18 protein-coding genes are annotated in these 19153 nt (G+C 42.4%); 7 read left to right on the top strand and 11 right to left on the bottom strand.

Annotated features, from left to right (window positions below; genetic code table 11):
* Positions 1-16 precede the first annotated feature (16 nt).
* Positions 17-2701 (bottom strand): bifunctional acetate--CoA ligase family protein/GNAT family N-acetyltransferase, encoded by a 2685-nt coding sequence (locus FIV04_RS22290; RefSeq protein ID WP_152470591.1) that lies wholly within the window; start codon positions 2699-2701, stop codon positions 17-19.
* Positions 2702-2917: 216 nt separating this feature from the next.
* Here FIV04_RS22290 and FIV04_RS22285 point away from each other — a divergent pair, with 216 nt between their 5' ends.
* A complete protein-coding gene (locus tag FIV04_RS22285) occupies positions 2918-3487 on the top strand; it encodes an SPOR domain-containing protein (protein ID WP_150896404.1) in 570 nt (189 codons plus the stop codon).
* Between the two features lie 174 nt (positions 3488-3661).
* Positions 3662-4657 carry a D-alanine--D-alanine ligase gene (locus FIV04_RS22280; protein ID WP_152470590.1) on the top strand — a complete coding sequence of 332 codons (996 nt, stop codon included), beginning with the start codon at positions 3662-3664 and terminating at the stop codon, positions 4655-4657.
* 23 nt (positions 4658-4680) lie between these two features.
* Here the strand turns inward: FIV04_RS22280 and FIV04_RS22275 are convergent, their stop codons facing one another.
* On the bottom strand, positions 4681-5652 hold the full coding sequence (locus tag FIV04_RS22275; protein WP_152470589.1) for a tyrosine-type recombinase/integrase: 972 nt from the start codon (positions 5650-5652) through the stop codon (positions 4681-4683).
* 100 nt (positions 5653-5752) lie between these two features.
* Here FIV04_RS22275 and FIV04_RS22270 point away from each other — a divergent pair, with 100 nt between their 5' ends.
* The 4 genes from FIV04_RS22270 to FIV04_RS22255 all read left to right on the top strand — a co-directional run bounded on the left by FIV04_RS22270 (position 5753) and on the right by FIV04_RS22255 (position 8748).
* Positions 5753-6127 carry a DUF3319 domain-containing protein gene (locus tag FIV04_RS22270; protein ID WP_152470588.1) on the top strand — a complete coding sequence of 125 codons (375 nt, stop codon included), beginning with the start codon at positions 5753-5755 and terminating at the stop codon, positions 6125-6127.
* 6 nt (positions 6128-6133) lie between these two features.
* Positions 6134-6445 (top strand): stress response translation initiation inhibitor YciH, encoded by a 312-nt coding sequence (gene yciH / locus FIV04_RS22265; protein ID WP_032552543.1) that lies wholly within the window; start codon positions 6134-6136, stop codon positions 6443-6445.
* 290 nt (positions 6446-6735) lie between these two features.
* Entirely contained in the window at positions 6736-6933 is a 198-nt protein-coding gene (locus FIV04_RS22260) for a helix-turn-helix domain-containing protein (RefSeq protein WP_152470587.1), read from the top strand.
* A gap of 549 nt (positions 6934-7482) precedes the next feature.
* Positions 7483-8748 (top strand): GGDEF domain-containing protein, encoded by a 1266-nt coding sequence (locus FIV04_RS22255; RefSeq protein WP_152470586.1) that lies wholly within the window; start codon positions 7483-7485, stop codon positions 8746-8748.
* Positions 8749-9182: 434 nt separating this feature from the next.
* On the opposite strand, the gene FIV04_RS22250 is transcribed toward FIV04_RS22255, so the two are convergent.
* From FIV04_RS22250 to FIV04_RS22210, 9 genes are all read right to left on the bottom strand, one after another.
* Positions 9183-9332 carry a YoaH family protein gene (locus FIV04_RS22250; protein ID WP_152470585.1) on the bottom strand — a complete coding sequence of 50 codons (150 nt, stop codon included), beginning with the start codon at positions 9330-9332 and terminating at the stop codon, positions 9183-9185.
* A 42-nt stretch (positions 9333-9374) separates the two neighbouring features.
* On the bottom strand, positions 9375-10523 hold the full coding sequence (locus FIV04_RS22245; RefSeq protein WP_152470584.1) for a conjugal transfer protein TraF: 1149 nt from the start codon (positions 10521-10523) through the stop codon (positions 9375-9377).
* Positions 10524-10574: 51 nt separating this feature from the next.
* Positions 10575-11462, bottom strand: a complete 888-nt coding sequence (locus FIV04_RS22240) for a DUF2861 family protein (RefSeq protein WP_152470583.1) — start codon at positions 11460-11462, stop codon at positions 10575-10577.
* Between the two features lie 2 nt (positions 11463-11464).
* Positions 11465-12124 (bottom strand): response regulator transcription factor VxrB, encoded by a 660-nt coding sequence (vxrB, locus tag FIV04_RS22235; protein WP_032552526.1) that lies wholly within the window; start codon positions 12122-12124, stop codon positions 11465-11467.
* A complete protein-coding gene (vxrA, locus tag FIV04_RS22230) occupies positions 12099-13547 on the bottom strand; it encodes a sensor histidine kinase VxrA (RefSeq protein WP_253895558.1) in 1449 nt (482 codons plus the stop codon). Before vxrA ends, vxrB begins: the two co-directional genes overlap by 26 nt.
* 182 nt (positions 13548-13729) lie before the next feature.
* Positions 13730-15109, bottom strand: coding sequence for a Re/Si-specific NAD(P)(+) transhydrogenase subunit beta (gene pntB / locus FIV04_RS22225; protein WP_152470581.1), 1380 nt, complete (start codon positions 15107-15109; stop codon positions 13730-13732).
* Between the two features lie 12 nt (positions 15110-15121).
* On the bottom strand, positions 15122-16669 hold the full coding sequence (pntA, locus tag FIV04_RS22220; protein WP_152470580.1) for a Re/Si-specific NAD(P)(+) transhydrogenase subunit alpha: 1548 nt from the start codon (positions 16667-16669) through the stop codon (positions 15122-15124).
* A gap of 301 nt (positions 16670-16970) precedes the next feature.
* Positions 16971-17252 carry an HlyU family transcriptional regulator gene (locus FIV04_RS22215; RefSeq protein WP_152470579.1) on the bottom strand — a complete coding sequence of 94 codons (282 nt, stop codon included), beginning with the start codon at positions 17250-17252 and terminating at the stop codon, positions 16971-16973.
* A gap of 50 nt (positions 17253-17302) precedes the next feature.
* Positions 17303-17665 (bottom strand): late competence development ComFB family protein, encoded by a 363-nt coding sequence (locus FIV04_RS22210; RefSeq protein ID WP_152470578.1) that lies wholly within the window; start codon positions 17663-17665, stop codon positions 17303-17305.
* A gap of 232 nt (positions 17666-17897) precedes the next feature.
* Here FIV04_RS22210 and FIV04_RS22205 point away from each other — a divergent pair, with 232 nt between their 5' ends.
* Positions 17898-19142 carry a GGDEF domain-containing protein gene (locus FIV04_RS22205; protein ID WP_152470577.1) on the top strand — a complete coding sequence of 415 codons (1245 nt, stop codon included), beginning with the start codon at positions 17898-17900 and terminating at the stop codon, positions 19140-19142.
* The last annotated feature ends 11 nt before the right edge of the window (positions 19143-19153 follow it).

Below are 19153 nucleotides of genomic sequence, written 5' to 3'. Positions count from 1 at the left end.
CGACTCTCAATATCTACTATGGCTGAAGGGGTAACACCATATCAGCCGTCCCATCTTCAAAGCTGATGTCTAGTTTGAATCCCATCTTCTGCGCAAGCATCAGCATGCCGCGGTTAGTTGGCATCGTCATTCCAGAGATCTGCTTGGTCTGTTTCGACTGGCAATAATCGATAATCTTCTTCATCAACACTTTGCCTAAGCCTACACCTTTTAAGTCTGACCGTATCAGTATCGCAAACTCGGCGTCGGTGTTTTCTGGATTGATTAATGCTCGAGAAACGCCGATGATTGATGGTTGACCTTGTTCTTCTTTGAGAACGACAAAAGCAATCTCTCTATCAAAATCGATTTGAGTGAGGTTAGCCAGAGCTTCATGATTAAACTCTCCCACATCACTGAAGAAACGTTTATAGAGGTCTTCCTTTGATACTCTACTTATAAAGTCAGCGTGTATTGGCTCATCTTCCGGTAGGATTGGTCTGAGAAGAGCCGTCGAACCATCTTTTAACGTAATAGTTTCTTCAAGTTCTACAGGGTAAGGGCGAATCGCTAACCTTTCCTGCGCGTCACCCTCATAACGCTCTAGCGTGATATCTGCGTCTAGAATGGTAAATTTATCCCCATTAGCCAATACTGGATGTATATCCAGTTCCTTTATTTCTGGGCAATCGACAACCATTTGTGATATTCGAACTAAGAGTTCTGACAAGCCTTCAATATCGATAGGATTAGGGAGTTTCTGCAAACGAATCTTTTCGCTCTTGATAGCGCGGATAATCAAATAGCGAGCAAGCGTCATGTTGAGTGGTGGAAAAGCTGCTGCCGCGTCTAACGATTCATCCCACTCAGAACCACCTTGCCCTAATAGAATGATTGGCCCGAATGTTTCGTCAGTTGTGACTTTAATCCTCAGTTCTTGTCCCCCCGCAAGCTTTGCCATACCTTGGATCAGTAATCCGTGGACGTTTGCGGTTGGGTAGGAGAGCTGCGTTCGATCGAGAATAGCTTGCGCGGCGTTAGCTACTTCATTGCTATTCCTAAGGTTCAGCATTACACCTTGAACGTCCGACTTGTGCGGGATGTCTGGTGAGCGAAGTTTAACAGCAACTGGATAGCCAATTGTTTCTGCAATATGTACCGCTTCACTCGGGTCAGATGCAATCCACGTCGGCAGTACATCCAAGTTGAAGTGTTTAAAATATTGGCTATTTTGGTGGGTATCAAGAACCACTGTTTTTTTATCCAGTAATTGGGCGTTTATCCAATTTTTCGCGTCCGCCAGATCATCAATGTGAACTTTTTCTGCAGTTGTTGGGGTTTCCATTAACTGTCTTTGGTTACGTCTGTATTCGACCAAGTGCATGAAAGCGACAATTGAGCTCTCGGGAGTGCGATAGGTTGGGATTCCGGCGTCGGTAAAGAGTTTTCTTGCAGGCTTGGCTGTGAGTTCACCAGACCAATTTGTCAATATATTGAAGTGCTTATGTCTTGGGTGTCGTTTGATAGCTTCAATGACCTTTTCAGCAGTCCGCGCTGAATGCGCAATGGCAGAAGGGCTATGCATAATCAGAATAGCATCAGTTTCATCACCATCGAGGAGTGTGTTGATAGTGTCGATGTAACGTTGTTCGCCAGCATCACCTACTATGTCAATCGGATTGCTGTGAGACCAACTGTCAGGCAATCGCTGATTAAGTTTTTGATACGTACTTTCTGACAGTTCGGCAAGTTTACCGCCACGTTCGAACAGGGTATCAACTGCCATTATTGCAGGACCTCCGCCGTTGGTCACGATGGCAAGGCGTTCACCTCTGAGTGGTACTGAGTGCGTCAAAGTTTCTACTGCGGCGAACAACTCGTGCATATTCTTTACACGCAACATACCGCTACGTCGAATCGCTGAATCGTAAATAATGTCGAGAGTATCGGTACCACCCGTATGAGCCATTGCTGCTGCGCGGCCACGTTCAGTTCTACCGCCTTTTAACACCAATATTCTACGGTTACGTGAAGCTGCTCGCGCGGCTGAAATAAAGCGGCGCGCATCTTTAATGGTATCTATATAGAGAAGGATAGCTTCTGTATGAGAATCGGTACTGAGGTAATCGAGTAGCTCGGAAAAGTCGATTTCGCTTCCGTTGCCAATAGAAATAAAGGCGGAAAAGCCGATTTCCTTGTCATTCGCCCAGTCTAAAATTGTGGTACACACAGCTGCAGATTGTGAAACGAAGGCTATTTTTCCAGGGAGAGCTGAAACTGGAGAAAATGATGCATTGAGGTTTATCCAAGGAAGTATGATTCCCAAGCTGTTCGGACCCAAAACTCGGATGTTATTCTCTTTGGCAATGTTCAAACACTCGGACTCAATCGTGACGCCGTCGGTTGTGATTTGGTGCATATCAGACGAAAGAACAATCACCGAACGAATTCCTTTGTCTGCGATGTCTTTAAAAAGCTGAATATTGCGTGACGCGTGCGTACAGAGAATGGCTAAATCTGGTGTGATCGGGAGTTGTGATACATTTTTATAGGAAAGAACACCAGCGACCGAATCGTATTTTGGAGTGACTGGCATTACTGCGCCTTTAAAGTCTCCATGGAGTAGGTTGTTCATTACGATGTAGCCGGCTCTAGACTCTCGTTTTGATGCTCCAATGACAGCAATTGAACGAGGTTTAAGTAACGAGTCGAGTGGGTTCATAATACTTCCTTCAGATAAACACACCATCATCCTAGCGTACTTTTCCTAACCAGGTTGATGGGAATTTCACCGAAATTAGATCATGTATGCGATATGCGATTAAGTTTGTGAAATAGGTCACCCGTAAATTGTGTATAATATTAAAGTTAACTTGATTCTATACCGAGCTATCGGCATGATTTATAGTAGTTATTTATTAAGGACGTTGAGCTTTCCATGAAAAAAATTGCAATTGCGACTCTGCCACTTCTGTTGGCTGCGTGTGTATCTGAGAACTACATTACGGATGTAACTTCAGAAAGTTATCAAGAAGAGTACAAAACTGCGCAAGTTGAAGCTCCGGTCGTATCAAAATCAGACCAAATGGGCTCAGGCGTTAGCGAAGAAAACGTAACTGTTAACGTTGTTAAAACTGAACCTGTTAAACAAGAAGTTACTCAGACAACAACTGTAAAACCAGTGGCTACAGTAAAAGGTCCTTCCAAGAAGCAGCAAATGAACCAACGTTTTGGTTACACCGTTCAAGTTGTTGCTGTAGGCAGCCAAAGCAAAGTGGACTCTTTTGTAAATCAATTGCCAACAACGTCCCAACCAGTTTGGGAAAACTACAAAGTTGTTAATGGTACCAAATGGTTCACGGTACTTTACGGTGACTACGCGACTAAAGCTGAAGCTAAGCAAGCTATCGCAACGCTTCCAAAGACTTTCCAAAACTTGAAGCCATTTGTTAAAAGCATCGATGAGATCAAGAACTCAGCATATCCAACTCTGAATAAGCTGAACTAATCATTTAAAGAGGGAGCCAGTGGCTCCTTCTTTTTCTTTTATCGTTGTATTCGTGCAATAGTTAGACGCTTAAGCTTGATATCAACACTTTCACCTTCAAAATACTGAAACTCGCTCTCTATTTGTTTATCATTGAACGAAAGTAAACCGAGTTCTCAAGGACCGAATTAAACAATGAACACCACAAATATTCTTCTACTATGCGGCGGCGGCTCATCAGAGCATGAAGTATCGTTAGTATCAGCTGGCTATCTTTTCGAACAACTCAATAGCATTGAAGATTTCAATGTTGTACGTGTCGAAATCAAAAGTGAAGGGTGGTGTCTTGATTCGGGTGAGTTGGTCTACCTAGATATCAATAACCAAATGCTTTGTGGCGATAAAGATCAAATGAAGATCGATTTTATTGCACCTTGTATTCACGGCTTCCCTGGTGAAACTGGTGATATCCAATCTCTGTTTGAGATGGCGAAGATACCGTATTTAGGCTGTGGTTCAGAAGCAAGCAATAATAGCTTCAATAAAATCACGTCTAAGTTATGGTACGACGCTTTAGGTATTCCTAACACGCCATATCTTTTTCTTTCAGATAATAACGAACAAAGCCACACAGCTGCGAAAGAAGCATTCGAAAAGTGGGGCAAAGTATTTGTTAAAGCGGCAAGACAAGGCTCTTCGGTGGGTTGTTACCAAGTGACTGAAAGTGAGCAACTTGAAGAAGCCGTGAACAAAGCATTTACCTTCTCAGATCAAGTATTAGTTGAGAAAGCGGTTGTACCTCGTGAACTAGAAGTTGCAGCTTATGAGGTCGATGGTGAGCTGCACATTAGTAAGCCAGGTGAAGTCATTGCTCCTAACGGTGCGTTTTACACATATGAAGAGAAATATGGTGCCGATAGTCACTCAACGACGGAAGTTGAAGCGACAAATTTAACTGAAGAGCAGTTGAAGCAGATTGATAACGATGCTCGAAAAGTATTTACTCAGATGAAGCTTCGTCACTTGTCTCGAATCGATTTCTTCCTAACAGAAGATAATGAGATATACCTAAATGAGGTGAATACCTTCCCTGGAATGACTCCTATTTCAATGTTCCCGAAAATGGTTGAGCATAATGGTCACACATTTAGTTCATTCCTTGAAAACTGTGTGCGCACGAGCCTGAAATAGAGCACTAACTCTCCGTGGCAGTATTATGGCTGCCACGGAATAATTTCTTTAAAGACAATTTTCCCTTCTTCGGATTTAGCCAACTGACCTAAGTATTGCGCCGGCATAACGGGGCTCATCCAGCGCCCAAAATCTTGTATATCTCTGATCGTCATTCCTTGTTTCGCCAATTCTTGTGTTGCACCCACGCGGATAGAGTTACCAGAAAAGCTCAAACTTCCGGTTAGTCCAAGCAGATCACTTGCGCGCCTTACGATTCTATAGATCGAAGAATCATCTAGCGGTTGGTTGTGAATATGACCGTGTCGATCTATGGAACGAAACAAAGGTTGCTCATCTAAAGGCTCACTCATTTCAATCCAACGCTGTAGGTGGCCAGAAGCTACTTCTGAGAGTTGGTAGGTTGAGTCTGCCACATGGACGCAATTAACATTATCTCTGGCTGAAATATGGCTGGCTTTTAAGTTCTTGAGCTCTGAGCGTTTTAAAGCACATTCAAACATGACGTTATAAATCGAAACATCGCGGATATCTTTAAGAGGTGCATTGGGTTTGGCTAAGTTGTTGTTGAGCTGGTTTAAATGATGATAAGTCATCGCATTAGTTTGTTTCGCATCACCTGATTTCGATATCTGCAATTGAACTAAAGTAAATCTTACCTGCTTGTGTTTTATTGGGTTAGGGAACCCCAAAATAGTGTGCAGAAGGGATAGCGTTGCAGTGTAACGTTTTAATGAAGAAAACTTACGCTCGTGAGCTTCCGTTTCGAGGAATCGACGAATCGCTGTGACGGAAGCAGGCAATGTATTAATATGATGTTTAAGGCAAAATGCTAAATAGCGGTTCCAGTCCGATAGAATTCCTAGCATAGAATTTCGAGAATATTGATTGTCAGTCAACTCATCTATAACATCTAGAGTAGCCTCGTTATTGAGTTTCTTAACAAAGAAATTAACTTGTGAAGGGTCGGTCAAAACCGGAACTTTTTTTCTCAAATTACCGTACCTGGTCAGGTGTTTTTGTCATATTATGCTTGATATCATTAATAGTACACTTATGATTAGTGTAGTGAAAACAGAAAGATGATTCATAGATATGGCTAATTCGATTTATCGAGGAGTTCATCTGCAATCAACAGATGCGACGAATACTATTTGGCGTGCAAAATTAAAAAACCACGCAATTCAAGGTAACTTGACCGCTTTGAAGAAGAGCATCGATTGGTGGATTGACACTGCATCTATCATTGATCCAAAAGAGTTCACTTCATTAAACAAACCTCGAGCAGGTTCAGGTGGCCAAGCGGAAAACTTTAATGGCTATCAAATCAAGAACGATACAGGCGAACCTAACGCTTGGTACTGCATGTTTAACGGTCGTCTTATTAAGGGATCGAAAACGGCAATACAGCGCCATATCGAAGCTTACTTGGTAGCAAAGCAAAAAGCACAGCAACAACAAAAGAAGTAAAAGACTATGAGCTTAGTGTATTCCACAGAAACGGGTCGTATTAAACCTGAGGAAGAAAAAGTCGAGCGCCCTAAGGGTGACGGTATTGTTCGAATTCAACGTGAAACTAAAGGTCGTAAAGGCAAAGGCGTTTCCGTTGTAACAGGTTTAGACCTAGATGACGCGCCACTTAAATTAATGGCTGCGGAACTTAAAAAAGTTTGCGGTTGTGGCGGCTCTGTAAAAGACGGCAACATTGAAATTCAGGGTGACGCTCGTGATAAAATCAAAGCGCACCTTGAAAAGAAAGGTCTTAAAGTTAAATTGGCCGGTGGCTAAGCTGTCTAATATTAAAGTTAAGAATCGAAGATTATTATCATTAGATATTAGCTATTTTATGGTAAATAAGCGTTTCGGTTAAATTACTTCAATATCAAGCACAGAGCGTGTGTACAAAATAAGGCAGGGTATATTAAATAAGCTCTGCCTTAGTTATTGCAAATCTTATTTAACATAAGATAGATAATACGCACTGATTATGTGAGAGCAATATAGTAATGTCCGGTTTGAGCAACTTTAAAATGTCCTCCTAAGCTTAAAGTGTTGCTTGGCTTTGAGGACCTAAACTGATGTTAATTGCTGTGAGTGTTCACGAGATAAATCGATTCAAAGTTTTAACGGATGTACAAGAAAAACGCTTACGACAAGTCGACGCTGCAGACATTTTAAATGTTTCGACTCGACATGTCAGACGGCTGTTGAACCAGTTAGCAACTTATGGCGATAAAAGCTTGGCACATGCAGTCCGCGGTCGCCCAAGCAACTGACGCTATGATGATAACTTTCGAGCTGAAGTATTAAAGATTGTACGTGAACAATACTTCGATTTTTCACCCACGTTTGCGCTAGAAAAACTATCTGAGAACCATAATTTGTGTTTTCTAAAGAAACTCTCCGACAATGGATAATCATAATCGCTGACGGGCTCTGGACTCCATACTCTAGGCGAAAGCTTAGAATCTATCAGCCTCGCTATCGCCGTGATTGTCGTGGTGAACTCATCCAAATCGATGGTTCCCACCATGATTGGTTCGAAGGCCGCAGCGATAAATGTTTTGCCTTTTAGTCTTTATCGAAGAACCTGATTACCAATCCCTGTTCACATGAGTATTGTGAACTTACAAAACCGACCAGCATTAAGTTACGTTGTAACCAAATGCGCCCAATCCAAATAGTTGTTGTTTATCTATGTCAAATGTGTGTCAGAGTTACGTGTGTACAGTATCAGTGAACTCCCTAGCCTTTTAGAATCGTTCACTTCTCGAAATCGTTTCAATATCAATTACTTGATAGAACAATTCCCACGGATTTGATTAATGAACGAAAGAACATTTAGACAGCTTAATGTGTTCCTAGCGGTAACATGTCTCGCAATCACTGCATTTTCTCTAATCTCATTCCACATAGGTATGGATAAAAGCTTTACCATTACGCCTGAACGTTTCGAGTTCAAAGTGAATACCGATCAAGACTATGGTGGCGGTACACGCGGTTATGTTACGCAAGAAAATGATTCAATAACGTTACACTGCAACTTTAAAAGAGATTATCGTTCGCCTTTCTGTGAGGTTGAGTTTGTTATATCAGAAGACGGACAAGGCGTAGATCTTTCCAAATACGACTCTGTCACCATCAATATGGATTACGAAGGCCAAGAGAATCCCCGCTTTAGGTTTTACGCGAGAAATCACAATGATGCGTACAGTGTTATTGAAGACCCGATATCCAATAAATTTAACCGATTCGACTTTTCGCTTAATGACAAAGAAAATATTGATTTAAAGTATTTCAACGTACCTTTATGGTGGGTTGACTTCTACAAACATCCAATTGCCAACAGTGGAGTGGATATCACCAATACCGTATCGGTAGAACTTGGATTAGGTTCGAGTACTCTAGAGGGACTTCATCAGTTAACTGTCCATAGCATAGTTTTTCACGGAAAAGTTATTTCACACTTAACGCTCATCAGAGTTTTGATCGGCATATGGGTAGCATTCGCAATTTATTACGTAGCGGGTTCTATGTATCAAATACATCGTTGTCGTAAGGTTTCTGATGCCAAAGCGATCCGCCTCAAGCGCGAGATCGCTGAGCTTCGAGTTAAAGCAACAACCGACCCGCTTACGGGAGCAAGAAATCGTACTCAAGCCTTGGACAGCTTCTATGACTTCGAAAGGCTTATACAACAAGGTAAGGCTATTCATGTCGCGCTATTCGATTTAGACCATTTCAAATTGGTCAATGATACACATGGCCATGACATTGGCGACAGTGTCTTACGGGATTTCTCCGACCTATCTGAACAAGTCTTCAATGAAAACTATTTAATGTATCGCTGGGGTGGCGAAGAGTTCTTACTAGTATGCTTAGAGCAAACTACGTCACAGTGTAACGATAAGATATCGGAGTTTATGGATGCCATGGCTCGTAATCTTTGGCCGCAATCATTAGAGATCACTGCGTCTATTGGCTTAACTCAATTGGAGCGAAAGGAATCGATGCGTACCGCGATCAAGCGTGCTGATACAGCTCTCTACCAAGCAAAGAACCAAGGTCGCAATAGAGTTGTCTACCTTTAACCGTTCAGTCCATCAAAGCGCTATATAACTTAAATCCCACAACTATTACTTTCTAAGTTCACGTAACACCAATCTATCACTTGATTCAAAGTCAGAATAATTGTCACACCGAAATCCTTTTAATATCAATTAAAACAGTCACTTAACAAATACCAAGCACCCAGAATCAATCAGCGCCATATAAATTGACACCAAGGTTTGGAGCGGGAATACATATGGGCAACCTGATGTAATGTGAGATGAAATTTTATTACACGCCTGGTTGTGTTGGGTTTTCCGCGGAATTTTATACCACACTAAGGCGCTGATTTTATGATTATTTCTTTTATGGAGAGAAGGTTTTGTCGTTAACTTGGAGGTTGAGAGGTCGTAGATATAGAAAAGAAAATTTTAGTTATAGTGCGCTAATGAGTAAAAAAGAAGGGCTTAATGCCCTACTCTTTAGTTTCTGTTTCTTCTCGAATTTGTTGAGCCACTATCTTGATAGCTTCTGCTGTACTAACACCTTTGGTCATGAGTTCTTGAATTCTCTCAACAGCAGCTTGTTGTTCTTCGTGAGTCAGTGTTGGTAAGTCGTTTAGCATGTTCAGCTCCTTTTACTTTGGAGCTGAACTATATAGGCACAATTAGTAACTAGCAAGGAAATTGATAGAAGCGCCCATTGCATTTTCGTTAGTATAGTTAGCACTAATATCAAGCTGGAATAGATTTAGAGGAGATAGTCCGATACCAGCTGTAACAGTACCTTCTGAACCAGAATAAGCTAGGTTCTTATAGTACCCTCCTCTCAGCTTCAGTTGACGTAAAATGTCCACCTCGGTACCAACACGAATCATCTGCTCATTGTCATCAAAACTTGTGAACTTTTCAGCTTCATTGATATCGTAATCAACGCTTAATGTGAAGTAGTCAGCTACTATGCCTGCGCCGACGGTGTAAACAGGTTCAAGCTTATAAGAGTATTGACCACCAACATCATTGCTTTGACCACCACTCGTTAATGTTCTAGTAGTATCTTTCGTTACGATATCACGTGAAATTAAATTTGTTGCTGAGAAACCTACCCTAAACGGACCAAAGAACCAAAGTGCTCCCGCATCAATGTTAAATGCCGTTTCACCTTCACCATTTTCACGCACATCAGAAAGGTCATAGTTATTGATGTCAGTAACATAATTATATGTATAGATTCTTTGTAACTTTGGAGTAACACCAAATGATAGGTGTTGTCCCAAAAAAGTTTGATACTTTGCCAAAGACAACCCGACCTCAGTTACACCTATAGACACGGCTTCAACGGCAGATAATTCGAGTTTCTGTTGGTCGCTAGCACCTACATTATTGTAAACATCAGGTGAGGCAAAACTTTCTGTGTAGGCTTTTGCAAAAGCGTTCGCAGCTACAAACTGGTTTGGAATCGCGAAAGCAACAACACCGCCTAGGTCTACGCTTGCTTGGTTGCCATCGAGCTTGTTTAATGCATTTGTGATTTCAGCACTGGTAGTTGCGTCTAGGACCGCATCGATATTTGATTTCATATCATCAGGGTCGTTGTAGTTACCACCAAAACTTGGCGTGATCATACCTAAGTCATCGTTACGACGATAAATAGCAACTAAAGCTGGATTATAAAATGGGGCTGTTAAGAAGTTAGCTGATACAACACCAACGCCACCCATAGCGTCTCCGCGCGCTTCGATGGCATAGTTTGCTGCAGTCGCAGGAAGGCTAGCTAAGGCTATTGACGTTGCGAGTAGTTTTGTCGTTTTGTTCATGCTGATAGTTCTTTGTTAAGTCCTTTACATTGTTATCGGCATGATTGTAATTTACTTTAACTCCTCCTCGCTAGAAATATCATACGTTTTACTTATCGTTTGTGTCTGTTCGATGGTTATATCACCTTGCCAACGCGCGTGTGCCATTGAAACGGCCAGAACGTAGCGATCACTTGGAATGTCTTCACCCTTTAGTTGCATTGGATAATCTGACTCATAGCTCTTACCCCAAACACGCTCATAGCGTTCATTGACGTAATCATAAAGCCCAACTTCCAAGCGCGGCAACGGACAATACGGATTTAAAAGCTCTTTCTTATCAATGCGCCAGGAGTCTTTAGATGCCCAGCGTACTTGTTGTTTGAGCTGTACTTCACCAAAAATAACCCAAGTACTCCAAGTTGCTCCATCTTCAACTTTGACGCTTAGACGATACAAGCCGGACTGAACAGGTGACGACAAGTTATAGCGCTTGTTGTACAAATAAGCATCGCTATTCTCAACTTTTTTAGCGCTTTTAGTCATCTGGCTATCAGATGACAGAGTTTTATCAACCCACTGGTCTAGGGATATGTTTTGAATGTTTTCAGTAGACTCTAAGTCGATGACTAAGCGAAACGTATCTCTGCCAGGGCTTTGAATCATGTGTCGCTTTATTACGACTGAACTTATCCAATCAGGCAAAGTATTCTTGGTTAACGTCTTACCACAATCTTTGTTCAGCGCCTGATTGAATAGTTCATTAAGGTGCTGTTCTCGCACCTTAGAAGTATTGCTTTGCCACACTTCCACCAATGAATCGAACATCAACGTCAAGTTATCATTCAATATATGCTTATGGACCTGTGTTAATGCATTACTACCAGTAAACCACTCGGTTGCCGAGCTAGGGAAACTGGTCATGGCCATCAGTAATAGTGGAAGTGCTTTTCGTTTCATTATTACGCTTTCATTTTGTAGCCAACGCCACGTAGTGTTTCAATTTCTAAACCAGGCAGTTTTTGACGAAGCTGAAGTACGTGCGTATCAACAGTTCGAGTCGTTGGGAAGTGATTATAGCCCCACACGTGATCAAGTAGTTCATCACGCGTGAAAACGCGCCCCAGATTGCTCGCTAAGAATAGAAGCAAATCAAACTCCGTACGAGTTAATGTTACTTCTTGATCTTTAAAGAAGACTTCACGTGTTGCTTTATCGATAACTAAGTCTTGAGCAACAACTTTAGAGCTATCCTGCTCTTCTGCATCTGGTAAACGAAGTTGCGCGCGAATACGTGCAAATAGTTCAGCCTCTGCAAACGGTTTTGTTAGGTAGTCATTAGCACCAGAATCTAAACCTGCAACTTTGTCTTTTACTGTAACAAGTGCCGTTAACAGAATAACTGGAATATCTTTCTTCTTTTTCCAACCAGGTAGAGAATCCACTGAATCGCCATCTGGAAGTTGACGGTCGAGGATTACCAGATCAGCCTGTTCCCAGTAGCCTTCAACTTCAGAGATGAGTTCTGCATGCAAACATTCATATCCAGCTTGCTCTAGGCTAACTAGAAGACCATCAGCTAAGTTTTTATCATCTTCAACGAGAAGCAATGTCTGTTTCACAAGGTATCTCCAAAATAAATGTTGTCGGGGGCCCGATGAGAGTCATATGTCCACCCATTTTCCCAACCATAGATTCAACTATCGTTAGGCCTAAACCAAGACCGCTCTTACTTACAAACGGTTTGCGTAACTGCCCCCAGTCTTTGCGGGTCAAGTCTCCATTATCTATCACTTTGAATGTCAGCTTCTTGTCAGAAGTCGTGAGATCAAGCGTAACTGGTGGAACTCCGTACTTAACCGCATTTCTGATCAAGTTATCGATACAAGTTCCTAACCAATAAACGTTTACTTTCGCAGCGATGTCTTGGTTAATGACAAGTTTGATATCAGGACCAAACTCCTCTTCAATTTTAAATTCCAACCACTCTTGTACGCTTGGTACCCACTCTGTAGCGAGAGGTTGATTATCTGACTGTAAGTAGTCTTTACTTGCTTCGGCAAGTTGCCTTAATCGGCGTGTATCTTCGCAAAGGCGTCTGAATTCGTCATAAACCGTTTCAGGAAGGTGTTCAAACTCTCTCCTAAAACCTTCTACCGTCAATGACAGGCTCGCGATAGGCGTTCTAAGTTCGTGCGTTAGGATCTGCAGTACTAACATACGACTCTTCATCTCTTGTTTGCGTACGTTCCAACGATAGATAGACCAGCCAATCACCAACAAGATATTCGCAACCACTAGAACAATCATCGCAATTTGAAGCAGCTCTGAGTGATCTTCGATCTCCCAACAAATATTGCCTCGCTGAACGAAACAGCTATTGTCTTCATCTGACAGGCGATATGAAAGTCCGGCTAACTGTGCGTTCTCAGTCCAGATTGGTTCTTGATACAAATAGTATCGATCACCGCGTTTAAGCCATAGTTCATCGAGCTCTACAAACATGCTCGCACCAGCCAGTAATGCGGTAATCGCTTCGCTGTTCATGTGTTTTAGGCGAGTCAGAAGCTCATCATGATCTTCATTTGGGCGCTCTTGAATGTGCATAAAGCGCTTTAGCGATTCAAACTTTTCTGGGTACTGTTCTACGTAACGTGCTGCGTATGAACCGCCACCAGGGTGAATCAAACCACTACGACTGAACCAGCGATCCGATAACACTGTCCCTTTACACATGGCTCGTGTAAACACTAAAGGCTCGGTAATTAAAGGGCTAAGCGGTAGTTTTCCACTACACGTTTTCGATAATTGATATAGCCTTTGAATATCCTTCAGCGGATACTTTGCCGTCTGCGGTAGCATAGCTGATGGCATGATTAGGCTGGTTGGGTAGTCGGCTTGCAGTACACGAATGTCGTAGGATTCGACCGCCGTTTCATGATCAAACAACTTAGTAAAATGATCGATACGCTCAGGCAACGAATCAGCGAAAACAGTTGCTGAAACGAAAAAGCTTAATGTAATAAATGATAATGTTTGTTTAATCGTCACAAGCCAAGCGCTAATTCATACAGATAAATCAAATATATACCATTCGCTATCAAAGATAAATTTTTACCTTAGCAATCCGATAACTGTCATCAATTATGTGGCAATAATTTATATGAATGTAAAAGCACTAACCAAAAAAAGGGACTCAATCGAGTCCCTTGTCATTTAACGGTTTCTTATAAGTGCTCTAGAATGCTTAGACAGCTCTCTTTTGCATCACCAAACAACATTTGAGTGTTGTCTTTAAAGAACAGTGGGTTCTGTACACCTGCGTAACCGGTATTCATAGAACGCTTGAACACAATAACATTTTGCGAATTCCAAACCTCTAATACAGGCATGCCTGCGATCGGGCTATTTGGATCTTCTAACGCTGCAGGGTTAACTGTGTCATTTGCACCAATAACTAGAACGGTATCTGTCTCTGTAAAGTCGTCGTTGATTTCGTCCATTTCTAGAACGATGTCATACGGTACTTTAGCCTCTGCAAGCAATACGTTCATGTGACCCGGTAACCTACCCGCTACAGGGTGGATACCAAATCTCACTTCAACACCTTGGGCACGAAGCTTTTCAGTGATTTCATGCACAGGGTACTGAGCTTGCGCTACGGCCATGCCGTATCCAGGAGTGATGATGACAGACTTAGAACCTTTCAACATTTCAGCGACTTCTTCAGCCGACGCTTCTCTGTGTTCGCCCTGCTCTTCAGCATCACCAGATACAGTAACCTCTTGACCAAAGCCACCAGCGATAACACTAACGAATGAGCGGTTCATCGCCTTACACATGATGTAAGACAGAATTGCACCTGATGAACCTACTAGAGCACCTGTTACGATCAACAGGTCGTTTGCTAGCATGAAACCAGCTGCGGCGGCAGCCCAGCCTGAGTAAGAGTTAAGCATAGAAACCACTACCGGCATATCTGCACCACCGATAGAAGCAACCAAATGGTAACCGAATGCGAATGCGATCAACGTCATCACAATCAGAGCAAACATGCTGCCGTCAGCTTTAACGAACATGATCATAAGCAAAGTCGAAACAACGATCGCAGCGAGATTCCATTTGTGCTTATGAGGGATGTTCAATGCTGACGATGAAATAATGCCACGCAGCTTACCAAATGCGACAATAGAACCAGTAAACGTTACTGCACCAATGAACACACCAAGGAAAACTTCCACAAGATGGATAACGTGCTCTGCGTGTGTTGCTGCTTCTGGTGCATCAATATAGCTGTTGTAGCCAACCAATACTGCCGCCATACCTACGAAACTGTGTAGGATTGCAACCAGTTCTGGCATCTCAGTCATTTCTACTTTTTTCGCGTAGTGGATACCGATACCACCACCGATCACCATTGCAATAATGATCCATACCAGACCTTCAGAGTAAGGGCCAAAGATCGTTGCAAACAGAGCGATTGCCATACCAGTAATACCGTAGTAGTTACCGGCACGAGCCGATTCTTGCTTAGAAAGCCCAGCAAGACTCATGATAAAGAATACAGCAGCGATGATGTATGCTGCTTGTACTAATCCTTCAGACATCCGTTATACTCCTTAGTCTTTACGGAACATTTCAAGCATACGTTTGGTAACGGTAAAGCCACCAAATATGTTAATGCTTGCAATTAACACGGCGATAAACGACAAGAAGGTAACAACCCCACTGCCTTGACCGATTTGAAGTAACGCACCAACAACAATGATGCCTGAAATAGCATTCGTCACCGACATTAATGGTGTATGTAGTGAGTGGCTAACATTCCAAACTACGTAGTAACCGACAATACAAGCCAGTACAAATACCGTGAAGTGCGATAAGAACGCTGCCGGAGCAACAGAAGCAATCCATGCAAAGGCACCAACAGCGATCGCCATGCCTGCAATTTTCTTCGCTGGGGATTTTGGCTCTTCAACTTTAGGTTCAGCAGGTGCAGCTTGCGGTTTTGCCTGTTGAGGTTGGGCCGAAACTTGAATCGGTGGCGCAGGCCAAGTCACTTCACCTTCTTTAACCACAGTCACACCACGAAGAACAACATCATCAAAATCAATATTGATGTTACCGTCTTTCTCTTTGCAAAGGAGTTTTAGTAGGTTAACAAGGTTAGTTGCATATAGCTGTGAAGACTGAGTTGGAAGGCGACCTACCATATCGGTGTAACCAACAACCTTAACGCCATTTGCTGTTGTGATTACTTGGTCTGCAACCGTGTATTCACAGTTACCACCATTAGCCGCAGCAAGGTCAACAATCACACTACCCGGCTTCATACTATCGATCATCTCTTTAGTGATTAGCTTCGGTGCAGGACGACCTGGAATCAATGCGGTTGTAATAATGATATCAACGTCTTTCGCTTGCGCGGCATAGAGTTCTTCTGCTTTCTTATTGAATTCATCAGACATCTCTTTCGCGTAGCCGTCACCAGCGCCGGTGTCTTCTTGGAAATCCACTTCTAAGAATTCAGCGCCCATCGACTCGACTTGTTCTTTTACTTCTGGGCGGACATCAAATGAACGAACGATTGCGCCTAGACTACCAGCAGCACCAATGGCGGCAAGACCCGCAACGCCAGCACCCGCAACCAGTACTTTGGCCGGTGGAACTTTACCTGCTGCGGTAATTTGACCTGTAAAGAAGCGACCAAACTCATGAGCAGCTTCAACAACAGCACGATAACCCGCAATATTCGCCATCGAACTCAATGCATCCAATGCTTGGGCACGTGAAATACGCGGCACCGAGTCCATTGCCATTACATTGATATTCTTGCTAGACAGCTGCTCCATCAATTCTGGGTTTTGAGCTGGCCAGATAAAACTGATCAGGCTCGCACCTTCTTTGATAAGCGCGATTTCATCAAGATTTTCGTCAACAATAGGAGCATTGACTTTGAGGATAATATCGGATTCCCAAGCTTGATCAGCAGAGACAACTTTAGCGCCAGCTTCTTCATAAGCTGAGTCATCAAAACTTGCTAAAGCGCCTGCTTGTGTTTCAACACAAACTTCAAATCCTAACTTTAAAAGCTGTTCTACCGATTTTGGAGAAGCAGCGACTCGCGTTTCACCTGCGAGGGTTTCTTTTGGTACACCAATTTGCATAGCTATTCCTTGACTATTGGCACAATGACTTATTCGTTTGTATCTAACGACAACTAATACTTCAAGCGTTTTATTCAAAGAACAGAAAAAGTTATTACATATAACGGATTGGATGCAATTTCATCCATTTTGAGGGGCTAAAAGACAACCAAATCAGGTTAAGAGGTCAAACCACTTAAAATTAATCCCTTAAATAACAACTATCTAGCTGCTCTTTTTCCTTAAAAACTAAAAAGAGCCTTCAGCATATACACTGAAAGCTCTTAAAATTATGACCAACATCAAGTCTAACACTAATTGGCTAGCTAAAAATGTTATCGCCCATTTGATCGATAAACATTTGAGATTTTTTCAGCATCAGTTCGTTGGCGTCGTCTTTGTTTGAAACAACATCAGAACGAATGAAACGGTGAGATTTTACTTCACCATCAATTTCTTTCTCGATACGCCCAGCGACTCTGTATTGTCCGGATTCGGGCAACGCTTCTTGATAGATATTGAAACCCTTATATTCTACAGGTTCCACAACAACGGCTTGTTCGGTTTTCTCTTTACTTCCAAATAGCTTTGAAAAAAATCCCACGTTTTTATACTCCTAATTGAACAACCAAGGACTCATCTAACGTACCACGACTAGTTGTTCTTCAACAGTGGCTTTTCATACCAATCGAGTTCAACATCATCGTCAAAATTGTGATGTGAGAAGATAATCGGGATCTCTTGTGAGCGATTTTTCCTACGGTCATCTAGAATCATCGCTTCAGCATTTTTGACCGCGATCTCACTATTTCTTTTGTATAGAACTAACTTTTCTTCGGGTAACGCTGCCAAAAAATCAATATCGTAGCGGATGTAAATCGGCTTTAACTGACCTAGAGCTAAGCACGCAAGATCGGCCAACTGCTCCTGAGAATAACTTGAAACATACTCTTCTGTCGTCAGCACCTGGCCAACAAGTGTTTCCATATAGTTGTGCACGTCAACACTGATCTGCATATCTTCTCTCTCCATGATTGACGATTGGTGACTAGATTAATCCTAGTTAACTTTTAGTCTGTTATACCAGTAATATCAACAACAAAGATATCAACCTTGTTGCATTATTCATAACTCACCACTATGTTTTTGTCGAAATTTGGGTAAAAAGCTTGGCAATTGAAATTTAAGCCGTATCCTACCTTATTACTTTAGTTATAGAATCATCAGTTTAGTCAGGCACTCCACATAAATGTCATCTTCGTTTGTAACGTCGAGTTTGTTTCGTTTTAGCTTCCCCTTACTTATACTCTGCATACTGCTCGTCGGTATGAACAACATCATCTTAATTGCGGAATCTAATCGCGGCTTTGCTAACAATCTCCCTTACATTCTTTTGTCGGTAGCGGGCATCTTATGCTTTACGTTTAAGCAAGGGCGAATGGCAATGGTCTCAGTGACTATGCTTATCGCATACATTGTGATTCAGACTCGCCTTCAGACTCCCATCAATACCGGAACGACCTTACTAGAGCTCTCTTTATTAGCGACACTACTACCCGTGTCTTGCTTATTAGTTTACGCCTTTCCTAATACGGCGCTATCTGTACGTACGACCACTTTTTATCTCGCAGCAATCGCTTTGTTTATTGCTTGGTCGCAGTTAATCATTAGTCATTTTTACGATGGCGGATTTGACTCGTGGAGCGAGGGAATATTGTTTACATTCCCAGCCCTCTCAAAGATTCCTTTCGTACTGGTGATGTATAGCTTTTGCTTATCAGGCCTTACAGCGATCTTAGTCCTAATGTACAACCGCCCTATTGATGTTGTGGTCTACAGTTCGATTATTATGGCGAGTGCTACCTTTGTATTTTTTGATGTTCAGTATATCTCAAGCACGCTTTTCTCCTTGTCTGGCATACTCATCATCATCTACATGATGTCAGCTAGCCATGCTTTAGCTTTTAACGACCAATTGACTAATATCCCTGGACGTCACGCGCTAGAGAGTGACATGAAGCATTTAGGACGAAAGTTTTCTCTGGCTATGCTCGATATCGATCACTTCAAATCTTTTAACGATACTTACGGTCACGACATTGGAGACGAGGTGCTCAAGCTAGTTGCAAGCCGCATGAAGCTTACTTCTGGTCGCCCGCGTATTTATCGTTATGGTGGCGAAGAGTTTACGATTATCTACAAGCGTAAACAGGCAAAACACGTCGTCACCCATCTAAATGAGTTGATTAAAGACATAGAAGCGTACGACATTACAATTCGCGACAACCAAGCTCGTCCAAATTGCGATGAGACGGGAAGCAAAAACCGTGGTCGTGGCCCAGCTAAGTCCAAAATCGTTAACGTGACCGTCAGCATCGGCCTAGCTGATAGCAAAACGACCAAAAAGCCAGAAGAAGTGATGAAGCTTGCGGATAATGCCTTGTACAAAGCAAAGAAAGCAGGTCGTAACCGCTTGTCTATTAGCAAAGAATAGACAAACGGCAA

It is taken from the genome of Vibrio sp. THAF190c, from assembly GCF_009363355.1.
Classification (GTDB): Bacteria; Pseudomonadota; Gammaproteobacteria; order Enterobacterales; family Vibrionaceae; genus Vibrio; species Vibrio fortis_A.
This window is presented reverse-complemented; position numbering and strand designations above follow the sequence as displayed.

Excerpts from the sequence above, each read along its gene's own strand:
- FIV04_RS22260 (WP_152470587.1), top strand. The coding sequence starts at position 6,736 with ATGTTAATTGCTGTGAGTGTTCACGAGATAAATCGATTCAAAGTTTTA.
- pntB (WP_152470581.1), bottom strand. The coding sequence starts at position 15,109 with ATGTCTGAAGGATTAGTACAAGCAGCATACATCATCGCTGCTGTATTC.
- yciH (WP_032552543.1), top strand. The coding sequence starts at position 6,134 with ATGAGCTTAGTGTATTCCACAGAAACGGGTCGTATTAAACCTGAGGAA.
- FIV04_RS22210 (WP_152470578.1), bottom strand. The coding sequence starts at position 17,665 with ATGCAGATCAGTGTTGACGTGCACAACTATATGGAAACACTTGTTGGC.
- FIV04_RS22250 (WP_152470585.1), bottom strand. The coding sequence starts at position 9,332 with ATGCTAAACGACTTACCAACACTGACTCACGAAGAACAACAAGCTGCT.
- FIV04_RS22290 (WP_152470591.1), bottom strand. The coding sequence starts at position 2,701 with ATGAACCCACTCGACTCGTTACTTAAACCTCGTTCAATTGCTGTCATT.
- FIV04_RS22245 (WP_152470584.1), bottom strand. The coding sequence starts at position 10,523 with ATGAACAAAACGACAAAACTACTCGCAACGTCAATAGCCTTAGCTAGC.
- FIV04_RS22255 (WP_152470586.1), top strand. The coding sequence starts at position 7,483 with ATGAACGAAAGAACATTTAGACAGCTTAATGTGTTCCTAGCGGTAACA.
- FIV04_RS22270 (WP_152470588.1), top strand. The coding sequence starts at position 5,753 with ATGGCTAATTCGATTTATCGAGGAGTTCATCTGCAATCAACAGATGCG.
- FIV04_RS22205 (WP_152470577.1), top strand. The coding sequence starts at position 17,898 with ATGTCATCTTCGTTTGTAACGTCGAGTTTGTTTCGTTTTAGCTTCCCC.
- FIV04_RS22285 (WP_150896404.1), top strand. The coding sequence starts at position 2,918 with ATGAAAAAAATTGCAATTGCGACTCTGCCACTTCTGTTGGCTGCGTGT.
- pntA (WP_152470580.1), bottom strand. The coding sequence starts at position 16,669 with ATGCAAATTGGTGTACCAAAAGAAACCCTCGCAGGTGAAACGCGAGTC.
- FIV04_RS22280 (WP_152470590.1), top strand. The coding sequence starts at position 3,662 with ATGAACACCACAAATATTCTTCTACTATGCGGCGGCGGCTCATCAGAG.
- FIV04_RS22240 (WP_152470583.1), bottom strand. The coding sequence starts at position 11,462 with ATGAAACGAAAAGCACTTCCACTATTACTGATGGCCATGACCAGTTTC.